The sequence below is a fragment of the Acidovorax sp. sic0104 genome, assembly GCF_019219095.1.
GTDB lineage: Bacteria > Pseudomonadota > Gammaproteobacteria > Burkholderiales > Burkholderiaceae_C > Acidovorax.
In genome coordinates this window covers 25,596-39,020 of the sequence record NZ_JAHUWH010000026.1, presented here as the reverse complement: position 1 = coordinate 39,020, position 13,425 = coordinate 25,596, and the positions used below count along the sequence as shown (strand labels likewise).

The following is a 13,425-nucleotide window of genomic DNA, read 5'->3' as shown; positions in this document are numbered from 1 at the left end:
GAGAAGGGGGAAGGCGCGAAGCGCCTCAGGGGGATGCACCTCTTGCTTATCCTTTGAGCAGCTTTTCTTCGGCCAGCGACAGTGCCGCCGGGTGCCCCGACAGCACCAGCGTGTCGCCCGCCGCCAGCAGGGCGTCGTCCACGGCCGAGCTCATGTGGCCGCTGCTGCGCCGCAGGTTCACCACGCGCACGCCCATGGCGGACAGCGCCAGCTGCCCCAGGCTCTGGCCCAGTGCCGTGGAGCCCGGTGGCAGGTTGATGGTGGACAGGCGCTCCTGGTCGCGTTCGTTGGCGGTGTCGTCGTCGGCGCCGTGGAAGTACCCGCGCAGCAGGTTGTAGCGGGCGTCGCGCTGGTCCTGCACCAGGCGCAGCACGCGGCGCATGGGCACGCCCACCAGCGCCAGCGCGTGGCTGGCCAGCATCAGCGAGCCCTCGATGGCCTCGGGCACCACCTCGGTGGCACCGGCTGCCTGCAGCTTGTCCAGGTGGGCGTCGTCCTGCGTGCGCACCACCACCGGCACCTGCGGCGCATGCGATCGTGCGTTCGCCAGCACCTTGAGGGCCGCAGGCACATCGATGTAGGTCACGGCCACCGCGCTGGCCCGCACCAGACCGGCGGCCATCAGTGCCTGCAGCCGGGTAGCGTCGCCATACACCACCGAGTCGCCGGCCGCGGCAGCCTGGCGCACGCGGTCCGGGTCCAGGTCGAGCGCCATGTACGGGATGCCTTCGTGCTCCAGCATGCGCGCCAGGTTCTGGCCGCAGCGGCCATAGCCGCAGATGATCACGTGCTTGCTGGTGTTGATGGACTTGCGTGCGATGCTCGTCATCTGCAGCGACTGCTGCAGCCAGTCGCTGGCCACCAGCTTCATCACGATGCGGTTGCTGTACATGATGAGGAACGGCGTGGCCAGCATCGACAGCACCATGGCCGCGAGGATGGGGTTCATCAGCGCGGGCTGCACCAGGCCGTTGGCCTGCGTGAGAGACAACAGCACGAAGCCGAACTCGCCCGCCTGCGCCAGGTACAGCCCGGTGCGCAGCGAAATGCCGGTGGTGGCCCCCATGCCACGCGCCAGTACCAGGATGATCACCAGCTTGAGCACCAGCGGCACGGCCAGCAGTCCCAGCACCATGGCCCAGCGGTCGACCAGGATGTGCCAGTCCAGCATCATGCCGATGGTGATGAAAAATAGGCCCAGCAGCACGTCGTGGAAGGGCCGGATGTCCGTGCCCACCTGGTGCTTGTACTCCGTTTCGGACACCAGCACCCCCGCGATGAAAGCCCCCAGGGCCAGGCTCAGGCCCGCCACCTCCGTCAGCCAGGCCAGTCCCAGCGTGATCAGCAGCAGGTTGAGCATGAACAGTTCGTCGCTCTTGCGCCTTGCCACCAGTGTGAGCCACCAGCGCATCACCCGCTGACCGCCGGTGAGCAGCAGGCCCACCAGCACCGTGGCCTTGATCAGCGCCCAGCCCAGGGCCGTGAGCAGCTGGTCGGGGGACGATCCCAGCGCCGGTATCAGCACCAGCAGCGGAACCACGGCCAGGTCCTGGAACAACAGGATGCCCATCACACGGCGGCCATGCTCACTCTCCAGCTCGGCGCGCTCGGCCATCAGCTTGACGACGATGGCGGTGCTGCTCATGGCGATCACGCCGGACAGCGCCAGCGCCGTCTGCCAGCCCATGTCCCACACACCGCCCACCGAGCGCGACAGCAGCAGTGCGGCCGCCGAAACCACGGCCATGGTCAGGACCACCTGCATCAGCCCCAGGCCGAATACCTGCCGCCGCATGGCGCGCAGCTTGGGCAGGCTGAATTCGAGGCCGATGGCGAACATCAGAAACACCACGCCAAACTCGCCCAGGTGGCGCACGCCTTCGGAGTTTTGCGCCAGCGCCAGCGCGTGCGGCCCGATCAGCACACCTGCCGCCAGATAGCCCAGCATGGGCGGCAGCTTGAGGCTGCGGCAGGTCACCACCCCCAGCACGGCGGCCAGCAAATACAGCAGTGTGAGGGCGAGCGAAGACATGGTTTCGATGCTATCCGACGCTTGGCACGTGGTTACAGTTTTTTCGGACCTGAAAGCATGCGCCGTGCCACCGAAGGACAAAATGCTGTCGCCGCAGCCGGACATGCCCCGCTCGATAGAATCGCCGGATGACTCCCGCCCCTGCCGCGCTGCCCCCCTTCGATGCCGAACAGGCCTTGCGCCTGGCCCGCGAGACCTTCGACATCGAGGCCGCCGCCCTGAACGGCCTGTCGGCGCGCGTCGACGGCGTGTTTGCGCAGGCCGTGCTGATGGCGCTGCAAACGCGGGGCCGTGTGGTGGTCATGGGCATGGGAAAGAGCGGACACGTGGGTCGCAAGATCGCCGCCACCCTCGCCTCCACCGGCACGCCGGCGTTCTTCGTGCACCCGGCCGAGGCCAGCCATGGCGACCTGGGCATGGTCACCGGCGAAGATCTGGTGCTGGCCATCTCCAACAGCGGCGAGAGCGGCGAGCTCACCGCCATCCTGCCCGTGCTGCGCCGCCTGGGCGCGCCGCTGATCGCCATGACCGGCGGGCTGGATTCCACCCTGGCGCGCCACGCCGAACTGGTGCTGGACACCAGCGTGGAGCGCGAAGCCTGCCCCCTCAATCTGGCCCCCACAGCCAGCACCACCGCCCAGCTGGCCATGGGCGACGCGCTGGCCGTGGCCCTGCTGGACGCCCGGGGCTTTCGCCCCGAAGACTTCGCCCGCTCGCACCCTGGCGGCGCACTGGGCCGCAAGCTGCTCACCCACGTGAGCGACGTGATGCGCACCGGCAGCGAGATCCCGCGCGTCGCGCCCGAGGCCTCGTTCAGTGATCTCATGCGCGAGATGAGCGCCAAAGGCTTGGGTGCCTCGGCCATCGTCGACCCGGCAGGCCAAGTGCTGGGCATCTTCACAGACGGCGACCTGCGCCGCCGCATCGAAGCCGGCGCCGACTTGCGCACCGCCACCGCCGCACAGGTGATGCACGCCGGGCCGCGCCGCATTGCACCCGACGCGCTGGCCGTGGACGCGGCCGAGCTGATGGAAGCGCACGCCATCACGAGCGTGCTGGTGGTGGATACCGCCGGCCTGCTGGTGGGGGTGGTTCACATTGGTGACCTGATGCGCGCGAAAGTTATATGACCCCCTGTGTCGCTTCGCGCCTTCCCCCAAGGGGGACGCACCCGGTGGCCCGGCTAAGCCGGTTCCACGGGTGCGCTGGTGTGCGCCGTGCCTGTTCAAACGCTGTGTGATGACCTCTGACGTGACCTTTCCTGTGCTGCAATTTCCGCCCGAGCTGCTGCTGCGTGCCCAGGATGTGCGCGTGGCGTTCTTCGACGTCGACGGCGTGCTGACCGATGGCAGCCTGTACTTCAGCGAGGCGGGCGAGACGATCAAGCGCTTCAACACGCTGGACGGGCATGGCCTGAAGCTGCTGCAGAAAGCCGGGATCACGCCCGCCGTGATCACGGGGCGCGACTCTGCGCCGCTGCGTGTGCGCCTGAAGGCGCTGGGCGTGGAGCACGCCGTGTTCGGCACCGAGGACAAGCGCCCTGCGGCCGAGGACATCCTGGCCCGGCTGGGGCTCACCTGGGCGCAGGCAGCCGCCATGGGGGACGACTGGCCCGACCTGCCCGTGATGCGCCGCAGCGCGTTCGCGTGTGCACCCGCCAACGCACAGGCGGAAGTGCGCCACGCGGCGCACTTCGTCACCCAGGCGCGCGGCGGCGACGGCGCGGCGCGCGAGCTGTGCGACCTGCTGCTGGTGGCGTCGGGCCGCTATGCGGCGTTGCTGGCGGAATACACCGCATGAGCCATGCACCGATGAGCCTGTGGCCGCATGGCCCCCGTGGGACGCCTGTGGAGGTGAGCCTGTGAACCGCATGGTGCGCCAGAGCTGGGACCAGTTCTCGCTGTACTTGCCCGTCGTGCTCATGGGCCTGCTTGCGTTGGGCACTTGGTGGCTGGTACGCAATGCGCCGGCCCCGCTGCTGCCAGCGATCGAGCGCACGCCAGGCCATCAGCCGGACTACTTCATGAAAGGGTTCTCGGTAAAAAGCTTCGACGCCAGCGGCCGCCTGCAGAGCGAGGTACGGGGCGAAGTCGGGCGGCACTACCCTGACACCGACACGCTGGAGATCGACAAGGTACACATGCGCTCCGTCACCCCCGAGGGCCGCGTGACCGTGGCCACTGCCGATCGGGCGCTGTCCAACGCGGACGGCTCCGAGGTGCAGCTCTTTGGCAACGCCATCGTCACCCGCGAGCCCCTGCCCCCCAAGCCGGGCAAGCCGGCCGAACCCCGGCTGGAGTTCCGCAGCGAATTCCTGCACGCCTACACCGGCACCGAGCGTGTGCGCTCGGACAAGCCCGTCGTCCTCACGCGCGGCAATGACCGATTCACCGCCGACGGCATGGACTATGACAACCTCGACCAGGTGATGCAGCTGCGAGGCCGTGTGCGCGGCGTGCTGCAGCCCGGCAACGCCAAGTAGCAGCTCAGTCCGGGCTGCTCTGTCCCATCCATCCCTGCCCTCGCCCGCCGGAGCCCCGCATGACCACCCCACTTGTCTTCATCACCGGTGCCTCCAGCGGAATCGGCCAGGCGCTGGCGTTACGCTATCACCGTGCCGGCTACCGGCTGGCGCTGGTCGCTCGCCGCACCTCTGAAGTAAAAGCCTGGGCTAGCACGCATGGGGTAAGCGCCGATAGCTATGAAATATATAGCGCCGATGTGTCCGTGACCGACAGCATCGTCGCCGCAGGACGCGATTGCCTGCAGCGCCAGGGCGTGCCCGACGTGGTCATCGCCAACGCCGGCATCAGCGTGGGCATGGACACCGCCGTGCGCGATGACCTGGATGTGATGGCCCGCACCTTCGCCACCAACAACCTGGGGCTGGCCGCCACCTTCCACCCTTTCGTCGACGCCATGGTGCAGCGCGGCAACGGTACGCTGGTGGGCATCGGCAGCGTGGCGGGCATCCGTGGCCTGCCGGGACATGGCGCCTACTGTGCCAGCAAGGCGGCGGTCATCAGCTACTGCGAAAGCCTGCGCGGCGAGATGCGCCCCCATGGGGTGCGCGTTGTCACCATCTCCCCGGGCTACATCGACACGCCGCTCACGCAGCAGAATCGCTACGGCATGCCCTTCCTCATGCAGCCGGGCGACTTCGCCGACCGCGCCTTCCGCGCCATCGTGGCGGGCGTGAGCTACCGCGTCATACCCTGGCAGATGGGCGTTGTCGCCAAGCTGCTGCGCCTGCTGCCCAATATGTTGTTCGACAAGGTCTTAGCAGGTCGTCCACGCAAGCGCCGGATGAACGAGTAGCCCCGCCGAGGCGCTGCGGGCCGTCACGCCAAGGGGTACGCTCACGACGAGGCGCTTGCCCGGGGCCATCGGTTGTTTGTACTTGCGCCGCTGGCACCGAATGAGGGCGTTCAAGTCCGTTGCGCCGGGCATGAAAAAAGCCCCCGCAGGGGCTTTGTCGTTGTGGGCCGGGGCCAGGGGTTCAGTAGCCGCTGTTGCCGCCGCCGTAACCGCCGCCACCACCATTGCGGCCACCCCCGCCGTTGCGCGACCCCGAGCCGTAGGGGCTGCGAAAGCCGCCTTCGCCACGGCCGCCGCCGCCGTAACCACCACCGCCGCCATCGCGGCCACCACCATAGCCACCGCCGCCGCCGCCCTCACGGCCACCTCCGTAGCCGCCGCCACCGCTGCGGCCACCACCGCCAAAGCCGCCGCCACCACCGCCAAAACCACCACTGCGGGGTGGGCGGGGTTCCATCGGACGGGCTTCATTCACCACGATGGAGCGACCGCCCAATGGCTGGCCGTTCATGCCGTTGATGGCCGACTGGGCTTCTGCATCGCTGCCCATCTCCACAAACCCGAAGCCTTTGGAGCGGCCCGTGTCACGCTCCATCATGACCTTGGCGCTGGTCACAGCACCGAATTGGCCGAAGGCTTGTTCCAGATCGCTGTCGCGCACCGAGTACGGCAGATTGCCGACATACAGTTTGTTGCCCATCGAGGGACTCCTCAAAAACACATGAATAAAGCGATGGAGTCCCGAAAACGCAGCCAGCTAATCTCAATGACGTTCTTAGCGCGAAACTGACGGACACCGCAGACTTGTGGAGCGGAGACATGCCCCGCCAACTCATTATGCGCCACACTTTTGCGGAAAAAGCAAGAGCTGTTGCGCGCTGTAGCGAGTCTGCAGCACGGGTTTGCAAAACCGGGCCCGAGACTGACCAGGCGGCAGGGCCGGGCCGGCACCCGCCAGCCGTGCAGCATCGGTTGAGCCATGAAAAAAGGAGCCCTGAGGCTCCTTGTCTGCCTTGGGCGGCACCCACCGAAGGGTGTGCGCCGACCAGGTCTTTTTGAGGGCTTAGTAGCTGCCGCGGCCGCCGCCGTAGCCACCACCGCCGCCTTCACGGCCACCGCCGTAACCGCCGCCGCCGTAGCCACCACCACCGCCGCTACGGCCACCGCCGTAACCGCCGCCACCACCATTGCCGCCGCCGAAGCCGCCGCTACGGGGAGCACGGGGCTCCATGGGACGGGCTTCGTTGACCACCAGATCACGGCCGCCGAAGTTTTGACCATGCACGCCTTGGATGGCGGCTTGGGCTTCTGCATCGCTGCCCATTTCCACAAAGCCGAAGCCCTTCGAGCGGCCGGTGTCACGTTCCATCATGACCTTGGCGCTGCCGACGGAGCCGAATTGGCTGAAGGTTTGTTCCAGATCTTGGTCGCGGAACGAATAGGGCAGGTTGCCCACGTAGAGTTTGTTGCCCATGAAGGACTCCTGAAAAAACATGAAAACGCGATGGAGCCCGACGCAATCAACAAACCTGTGACGACTTCAAAGACGCGAAACTGACCATACACCGCTAAGCTAATTTGCCCCCTGCAAGCAGGTGGGCGAATCCATTATCAATCACTTTATGTGGGCTGTGGATGTTTTTTGGCCCCTGTGTCGTCTAATCCGCAGAAAAGCAAGGGTTTGCAAGGGTTTTGGGCCATTTTTGGCTCGTTTTGGCCCTTTATTTACGGGGAAACCCGGGGGTGACATGCGCATGGCAGCGGGTGCTGGAGCCCTCCCGGGCTCTCCAGAGTGGGGATCGGCTACAATTTGCGGGTCTTTGGGGAGTAGCCCGCCCGGTGTGCAACGCGCCGGGGGCATGCGTCAACAAACTTGGGTTCTGTGAACCTATGGCGTATGCGGTTCTTGAGCTGGGCGAGACCATTGACTGTATGCCGATCCAAATGGCCGGAGTCGGGGTGCAGTCAATGCGTTTCGAACTACATCCGGCCGGATAGGACCCCACATGGAACCGTTTTTCATCTCCACCGCCATCGTCGCGCTCGCTGAAATGGGCGACAAGACGCAGCTGCTGGCGCTCGTGCTCGCAGCGCGTTTCCGCAAACCCTGGCCCATCGTGCTGGGCATCCTGGTCGCCACGCTGGTCAATCACGGCCTGGCCGGCGCCGTCGGCTCGTGGGTCACCACCTTCGTGGGCCCGCAGGTGCTGCGCTGGATCCTTGCGGCGTCGTTCATCGCGATGGCCGTGTGGATGCTGATCCCCGACAAGCTCGATGAGGGCGAGGCCGACGGCTCGCCGCGCTGGGGCGTGTTCGGCACCACGCTGATCGCCTTCTTCCTGGCCGAGATGGGCGACAAGACGCAGATCGCCACCGTCATGCTGGCCGCGCAGTACAACGCCTACCTGTGGGTGGTGGCCGGCACCACGCTCGGGATGATGATCGCCAACGCACCTGTGGTGTGGCTGGGCGAGCGCATCACGCGCCGCGTGCCGATCCGCGCGGTGCACATCGTGTCGGCCGTGATCTTCCTGGTGCTCGGCGGCCTGGCGATCTTCGTGCCGGCCGGCGCGTGACGGATGGACGAAGTGGCGGGCGCTTTGGTATATTTGCCAGACGCGCCGATTTGCCACAGCTTGCGGGCGCTTTATAAATTCTGCTAAAGACCCGTCCGACGTACCTGCCCGGCCTCGTTTTTAGCGACGCCGGGTATTTTTTTGCCGTGGGCCTTCTTGCTGGCCCTCGGCGACATCGGCTCCCGCCAGGAGCTGCGGCGAATGCAAGCGGTGGAACGTGAGGGCTTACCAGTTCCAACTATGTCGTTCATCGCCACACCCCAGACCATGCATTTCCCGGAGGTGCTGCCGCTGCAAAGCGGTGCGTCCATCCGCGCCTTCGACCTGGCCTACGAGACCTACGGCACGCTGAACGCCGACCGCTCCAACGCCGTGCTCGTGTGCCATGCCCTCAATGCCTCGCACCACGTGGCGGGCGTCTACGCGGGGCAGGACAAGAGCGAAGGCTGGTGGGACAACATGATCGGCCCGGGCAAGCCCGTGGACACCGACCGCTTTTTCGTCATCGGCGTGAACAATCTCGGCTCGTGCTTCGGCTCCACCGGCCCCATGCACCAGCACCCCGACACGGGCGAGGTCTACGGTGCGGACTTCCCGGTGGTCACGGTGGAAGACTGGGTCAACGCCCAGGCCCGTCTGCTCGACCGCCTGGGCATCCAGCAACTGGCCGCCGTGCTGGGCGGCAGCCTGGGCGGCATGCAGGCCTTGAGCTGGACGCTGCAATACCCCGAGCGCATGCGCCATGCCGTGGTCGTGGCCAGCGCGCCCAACCTCACGGCCGAGAACATCGCCTTCAATGAGGTGGCGCGCCGCGCCATCGTGACCGACCCGGACTTTCACGGCGGCCACTTCTACCGCCACGGCGTGATCCCCAAGCGCGGCCTGCGCATCGCCCGCATGATTGGCCACATCACGTACCTGTCTGATGACGTGATGAACGAGAAATTCGGGCGGCAGCTGCGCGAAGGCCTGGACTTGAAATACAGCACCCAGGACATCGAGTTCCAGATCGAAAGCTACCTGCGCTACCAGGGCGACAAGTTCAGCGACTACTTCGACGCCAACACCTACCTGCTCATCACCCGCGCGCTCGACTACTTCGATCCTGCCCGTTCGCATGCCGGCAACCTCACGCGGGCGCTGGCGCGTGCGCAGGCCAGGTTCCTGCTGGTCAGCTTCACCACCGACTGGCGCTTCTCGCCCCAGCGCAGCCGCGAGATCGTCAAGGCCCTGCTCGACAACCGCCGCAGCGTGAGCTACGCCGAGATCGACGCGCCGCACGGGCACGATGCCTTTTTGCTCGATGACGCCCGCTACATGGGCGTAATGCGCTCATATTTCGATAGCATTTTCAAGGAGCAGCAGCCATGACCGACAAAGCAGCGATGGAGGCCCTGGCGCGCCTGGTGCCCCAAGGCAGCCGCGTGCTCGACCTGGGCTGCGGCAACGGCGCGATGCTGGACTACCTGCAACGCAGCAGAGGCTGCAGCGGCTACGGCGTGGAGATCGACGATGCCAACGTGCTGGCCTGCGTGCAGCGCGGCGTCGACGTGATCCAGCTCAACCTGGACGAGGGCCTGGCCATGTTCGGCGACAACAGCTTCGACGTGGTGCTGCAGATCGACACGCTGCAGCACCTGCGCAATGCCGAGGTCATGCTGCGCGAAACGGCGCGTGTGGGCCGCACGGGCGTGGTGGCGTTTCCCAACTTCGCGCACTGGCCCAACCGCATGTCCATCCTGCGCGGGCGCATGCCCGTCACGCGGCGGCTGCCCTACCAGTGGTACGACACGCCCAACATCCGCGTGGGCACCTACAAGGACTTCGAGGTGCTGGCCACCAAGAACAGCCTGCGCATCCTGGAGTCCTTCGGCCTGCAGGACGGGCAGGAGGTGCGCTGGCTGCCCAACGCGCGCGCCAGCACGGCGGTGTTCCATTTTGAACACGCATAGATCGGGCACAACCCCCTGAGTCGCTTCGCGCCTTCCCCCTTCTCTCGAATTGCGATGCAATTCGGGAAGCGGGACACCGCCAGCGCGGCGGTCGCTGGCTGGGGCCGCGCGCTTGTTAGACGCCATGCACGTGTCACGCGACCCGGCTATCGTGCGCATGGCAACCTCTGCCCTGGAGATCCAATGCCTCTCGCCCCTCTGAAAATTTTTGTCTCAGCCGTTTTGGCTGTGGGAGCCCTGAACGCCACAGCGCAGCAAGCCTGGCCTCCCACACCCACCGTCATCGCCCACCGGGGCGCCTCGGCCCTCAGGCCCGAGCACACGCTGGCCGCCTACCAGAAGGCCATCGACGACGGCGCCGACATCATCGAGCCCGACCTGGTGATCACCAAGGACGGCGTGCTGGTCGCCCGGCACGAGAACGCCATCGCCATCGTGGGCACCGACGGTGCCATCAAGGAAGCCACCACCGACGTGGCCGACCGCCCCGAGTTCGCCGCGCGCAAGGCCACCAAGACCATCGACGGCCAGGCCATCACCGGCTGGTTCACCGAAGACTTCACGCTGGCCGAACTGAAGACCCTGCGCGCCCGCGAGCGCATCCCCGCGCAGCGCCCCGCCAATGTGGCCTACAACGGCCAGTTCGAGGTGCCCACGCTGCAGGAGGTGATCGACCTGGCCCGGGCCCAGAGCGCGAAGACGGGCCGCACCATCGGCATCTACCCCGAGACCAAGCACCCCACCTACTTCCAGTCCATCGGCCTGCCGCTGGAGGCGCCGCTGCTGGCGGTGCTGGAGAAGAACGGCTGGAACCACCAGGACGCACCCGTGTTCGTGCAGTCCTTCGAAGTGGCCAACCTGCAGGCCATTCGCAAGCTCAGCACCGTGCGCCTGGTGCAACTGGTCGCGCCGTCGGGCCGGCCCTACGACTTCGTGTCTCAGGGCGCGGCCAATACGCGCAGCTATGCCGACCTGCTCACGCCGGGCGGCTTGCAGCAGGTGGCTGCGTACGCCAACGCCATCGGCCCGTTCAAGACCCTGGTGGTGCCGGTGAAGGACGGCCTGCCCGGCGAACCCACGGGCCTGGTGGAGCGCGCCCGCGCCGCCGGCCTGGCCGTGCACATCTGGACCCTGCGGCCCGAAAACGCCTTTCTGCCTGCGGGCCTGAAGAAGGCGCCCGCCACCGACGGCACGCAGCGCGGCGACAGCGTGGCCGAGATCGGCGCCTACCTGCGCGCCGGCATCGACGGCTTCTTCACCGACGACCCGGCCGTGGGCCGCGCGGCGGTGCAGGCCTTTACCGCTTCGCCGACGAAGCGGTAGCCGCAGACGGCACGCCTGGCGCCACGCCGTGGCCGGGCTGCGCCGCGCGGCGCGCCTGCCGCGCCCCCAGCTGGCGCGCTGCTTCCACCCACTGCGCCAGGCGCTCCCGGCTGGCGCCGCGCACCGGGCCGAAGCTGTGCACGCGCACCGGCCGGATGCCGCAGAACTCCAGGATGGCCTTCTTCATCTGGTGGTGCCCCGGCATGCGCGTGACAAAGCGGAAGTACCAGGGTGGCGAGTCCATGGTCACGAGCAGCTCGGCCGAACGGCCGCTCAGCAGCTTGTCCCACAGCGACGACCCCGTGCGGTACTTGAACGCATAGCCCGGCACAAACGCGCGGTCGATGAAGCCCTTGAGCAGTGCGGGCATCGCGCCCAACCAGATCGGGTAGACCCACACAAGATGGCCTGCCCAGGCGATGTCCGCCTGTGCGGCCGCCAGGTCGGGCTCCAGCGGCTGGGCCGCGCCGTAGCCCTGGAACAGCGGGTCGAACGCGAGCTGTCCTACGTCGAGAAACCGCACCTCGGCGCCCGCATGGCGCGCGCCATCGGCATATGCGTGCGCCATGCCGGCGCACAGGCTCTCGGCGTCCGGGTGGCCCAGGATGACCAGAATCCGCTGCAGCTTTGCCACAAAACCTCCATTCGCCTGCAAGGCGTCGTTGTTGATGCAGGCATGGTCACCCTGCCCCACGGGGCAGAGTCAAGCAGCAGGATCAAACCCGGGCGACAAAGCCGCGCGGCGGTGTGGTGGGTGCAGGCCTGGCGGTGCGCCTGGACGGTGGCGAGACGGGTTCGGCCGCGCAGGCGGCAGCGCTCGCGGGCAAGGCCTGGGCGTCGCAGTGCAGCAGCTCCGACTCCAGCTGCGCCAGCTCGTTGTCCAGCGTCTTCAGGCGCGCGCGCTCTGCGGCCACGGCCGCGCGGCGGTCGGCAATGAGCGCGCCCACGGCATCCCAGCCCGTGGCGGAGTCGAGCGCGGGCAGGCTGCCCAGTTGCGCCAGCCGGAACCCCAGCGCCTGCGCGCGCCGGATCAGCAGCACCCGCGCCACATCGGCCTCGCCATAGTCGCGGTAGCTGCCTGCGCGGGCCACGGCGCCCATCAGGCCGCGCGCCTCGTACAGGCGGACGGCCTTGGGCGTGGTGCCGGTGCGTTGGGCAAGTTCTCCGATGCGCATCAAGGGTCCTTCACGGTGACTGGAAATGGTAATGCTATAAATTTGTGAGCTGCTGGCGCTCGTCCATAGGCCGATAGAGGCTAATTTTGCTTGTATACGCCTGGGGACGCGCAGCAGCCCGAGCGCTGCACGATAAGCTGCCGGGTCCTGAACGCCACTGCCCCCGCCGCCATGCCCCAGTTTGCCGCCAACCTGACGCTGATGTACACCGAGCTGCCTTTCCTGGACCGCTTTGCCGCCGCGGCGCGTGACGGCTTCCGGGCCGTGGAGTTCCAGTTCCCGTATGCGTGGGCCCCGGCCGACATCGCGGCGCGGCTGCAGGACAACGCCCTGCAGCTGGTGCTGTTCAACGCCCCGGCCGGCGGTGCCGACCCTGCGGCCATGGCCGCAGCCTGGGACCAGGGCGCGCGCGGCACGGCGGCACTGCCCGGGCGCGAGGCGGAGTTCCGCGCCGGGGTGCAGGAGGCCCTGCGCTACGCCGATGCGCTGGGCTGCCCGCGCATCCACGTGCTCTCGGGCATCGTGCCGCCGGGTGTGGAGCGCGAGTCGCTCAAGGCCCTGTGCGCGGGCAACCTGCGCTGGGCCGCCGACGAGGCCGCCCGCGCGGGCCGCGAGATCCTCATCGAGCCCATCAACCTGCGCGACGTGCCGCGCTACTTCCTGAACCGGCAGGACCACGCGCACGAACTGCTCGACGCCGTGCAGGCCGGCAACCTCAAGGTGCAGATGGACCTCTACCACTGCCAGATCGTCGAAGGCGATGTCGCCACCAAGCTGCAACGCTACCTGCCCACCGGCCGCGTGGCACATGTCCAGGTGGCTGGCGTTCCGGGCCGGCATGAGCCGGACACGGGTGAACTGAACTACCCGTACCTGTTCGACACCCTCGATGCCCTGGGCTACGGCGGCTGGGTGGGCTGCGAGTACCGGCCTGCAGCCGGCACCACGCAGGGCCTGGGCTGGCGCGATCGCGCGCTGGAGCGCGCCGCACAGGCACCCCGGTAGCGGCGCCCGTTGGCGGGGCTGGCAGTCCCGCACACTGCGTGTCC

The 13,425-nt window shown here is 67.5% G+C and carries 14 protein-coding genes and 1 riboswitch; of the genes, 9 read left to right on the top strand and 5 right to left on the bottom strand.

Going from position 1 to position 13,425, the window contains the following annotated elements; all coding sequences use genetic code 11:
* Positions 1 to 46: 46 nt before the first annotated feature.
* Positions 47 to 2,032: a monovalent cation:proton antiporter-2 (CPA2) family protein gene (locus tag KW835_RS25130; RefSeq protein ID WP_218387477.1), complete on the bottom strand. Its 1,986-nt coding sequence runs from the start codon at positions 2,030 to 2,032 to the stop codon at positions 47 to 49.
* 128 nt (positions 2,033 to 2,160) lie between these two features.
* On the opposite strand from KW835_RS25130, the gene KW835_RS25125 reads away from it, so the two are divergent.
* The 4 genes from KW835_RS25125 (at position 2,161) to KW835_RS25110 (ending at position 5,350) form a co-directional block, all read left to right on the top strand.
* Entirely contained in the window at positions 2,161 to 3,162 is a 1,002-nt protein-coding gene (locus tag KW835_RS25125) for an SIS domain-containing protein (protein ID WP_218387476.1), read from the top strand.
* 109 nt (positions 3,163 to 3,271) lie between these two features.
* Positions 3,272 to 3,832, top strand: coding sequence for an HAD family hydrolase (locus KW835_RS25120; protein WP_218387474.1), 561 nt, complete (start codon positions 3,272 to 3,274; stop codon positions 3,830 to 3,832).
* Between the two features lie 70 nt (positions 3,833 to 3,902).
* A complete protein-coding gene (gene lptC, locus KW835_RS25115) occupies positions 3,903 to 4,514 on the top strand; it encodes an LPS export ABC transporter periplasmic protein LptC (RefSeq protein ID WP_255593938.1) in 612 nt (203 codons plus the stop codon).
* 59 nt (positions 4,515 to 4,573) lie between these two features.
* Positions 4,574 to 5,350, top strand: coding sequence for an SDR family oxidoreductase (locus KW835_RS25110; RefSeq protein WP_218387472.1), 777 nt, complete (start codon positions 4,574 to 4,576; stop codon positions 5,348 to 5,350).
* Between the two features lie 181 nt (positions 5,351 to 5,531).
* On the opposite strand, the gene KW835_RS25105 is transcribed toward KW835_RS25110, so the two are convergent.
* Positions 5,532 to 6,050 (bottom strand): RNA-binding protein, encoded by a 519-nt coding sequence (locus KW835_RS25105; protein ID WP_218387470.1) that lies wholly within the window; start codon positions 6,048 to 6,050, stop codon positions 5,532 to 5,534.
* Positions 6,051 to 6,413: 363 nt separating this feature from the next.
* Entirely contained in the window at positions 6,414 to 6,824 is a 411-nt protein-coding gene (locus KW835_RS25100; RefSeq protein ID WP_218387469.1) for an RNA-binding protein, read from the bottom strand.
* 336 nt (positions 6,825 to 7,160) lie between these two features.
* Positions 7,161 to 7,352, top strand: a riboswitch (yybP-ykoY riboswitch).
* A gap of 4 nt (positions 7,353 to 7,356) precedes the next feature.
* On the opposite strand from KW835_RS25100, the gene KW835_RS25095 reads away from it, so the two are divergent.
* From KW835_RS25095 to KW835_RS25080, 4 genes are all read left to right on the top strand, one after another.
* Entirely contained in the window at positions 7,357 to 7,926 is a 570-nt protein-coding gene (locus KW835_RS25095) for a TMEM165/GDT1 family protein (RefSeq protein ID WP_218387467.1), read from the top strand.
* Positions 7,927 to 8,166: 240 nt separating this feature from the next.
* On the top strand, positions 8,167 to 9,297 hold the full coding sequence (locus KW835_RS25090; protein WP_218387466.1) for a homoserine O-acetyltransferase: 1,131 nt from the start codon (positions 8,167 to 8,169) through the stop codon (positions 9,295 to 9,297).
* Entirely contained in the window at positions 9,294 to 9,878 is a 585-nt protein-coding gene (gene metW, locus KW835_RS25085; protein ID WP_218387464.1) for a methionine biosynthesis protein MetW, read from the top strand. The genes KW835_RS25090 and metW overlap by 4 nt, the downstream gene beginning before the upstream one ends.
* A gap of 183 nt (positions 9,879 to 10,061) precedes the next feature.
* Positions 10,062 to 11,201 carry a glycerophosphodiester phosphodiesterase gene (locus KW835_RS25080; protein WP_218387463.1) on the top strand — a complete coding sequence of 380 codons (1,140 nt, stop codon included), beginning with the start codon at positions 10,062 to 10,064 and terminating at the stop codon, positions 11,199 to 11,201.
* Here the strand turns inward: KW835_RS25080 and KW835_RS25075 are convergent.
* The gene (locus KW835_RS25075) at positions 11,176 to 11,835 is read right to left on the bottom strand and encodes an NAD(P)H-dependent oxidoreductase (RefSeq protein ID WP_218387462.1); all 660 of its coding nucleotides are present in this window, start codon (positions 11,833 to 11,835) and stop codon (positions 11,176 to 11,178) included. The two genes, KW835_RS25080 and KW835_RS25075, sit on opposite strands and share 26 nt — an antisense overlap.
* An 82-nt stretch (positions 11,836 to 11,917) precedes the next feature.
* On the bottom strand, positions 11,918 to 12,376 hold the full coding sequence (locus KW835_RS25070; RefSeq protein ID WP_218387460.1) for a MerR family transcriptional regulator: 459 nt from the start codon (positions 12,374 to 12,376) through the stop codon (positions 11,918 to 11,920).
* A gap of 171 nt (positions 12,377 to 12,547) precedes the next feature.
* Between KW835_RS25070 and otnI the strand changes: the two genes are divergently transcribed.
* Positions 12,548 to 13,381, top strand: a complete 834-nt coding sequence (gene otnI / locus KW835_RS25065) for a 2-oxo-tetronate isomerase (protein WP_218387458.1) — start codon at positions 12,548 to 12,550, stop codon at positions 13,379 to 13,381.
* The last annotated feature ends 44 nt before the right edge of the window (positions 13,382 to 13,425 follow it).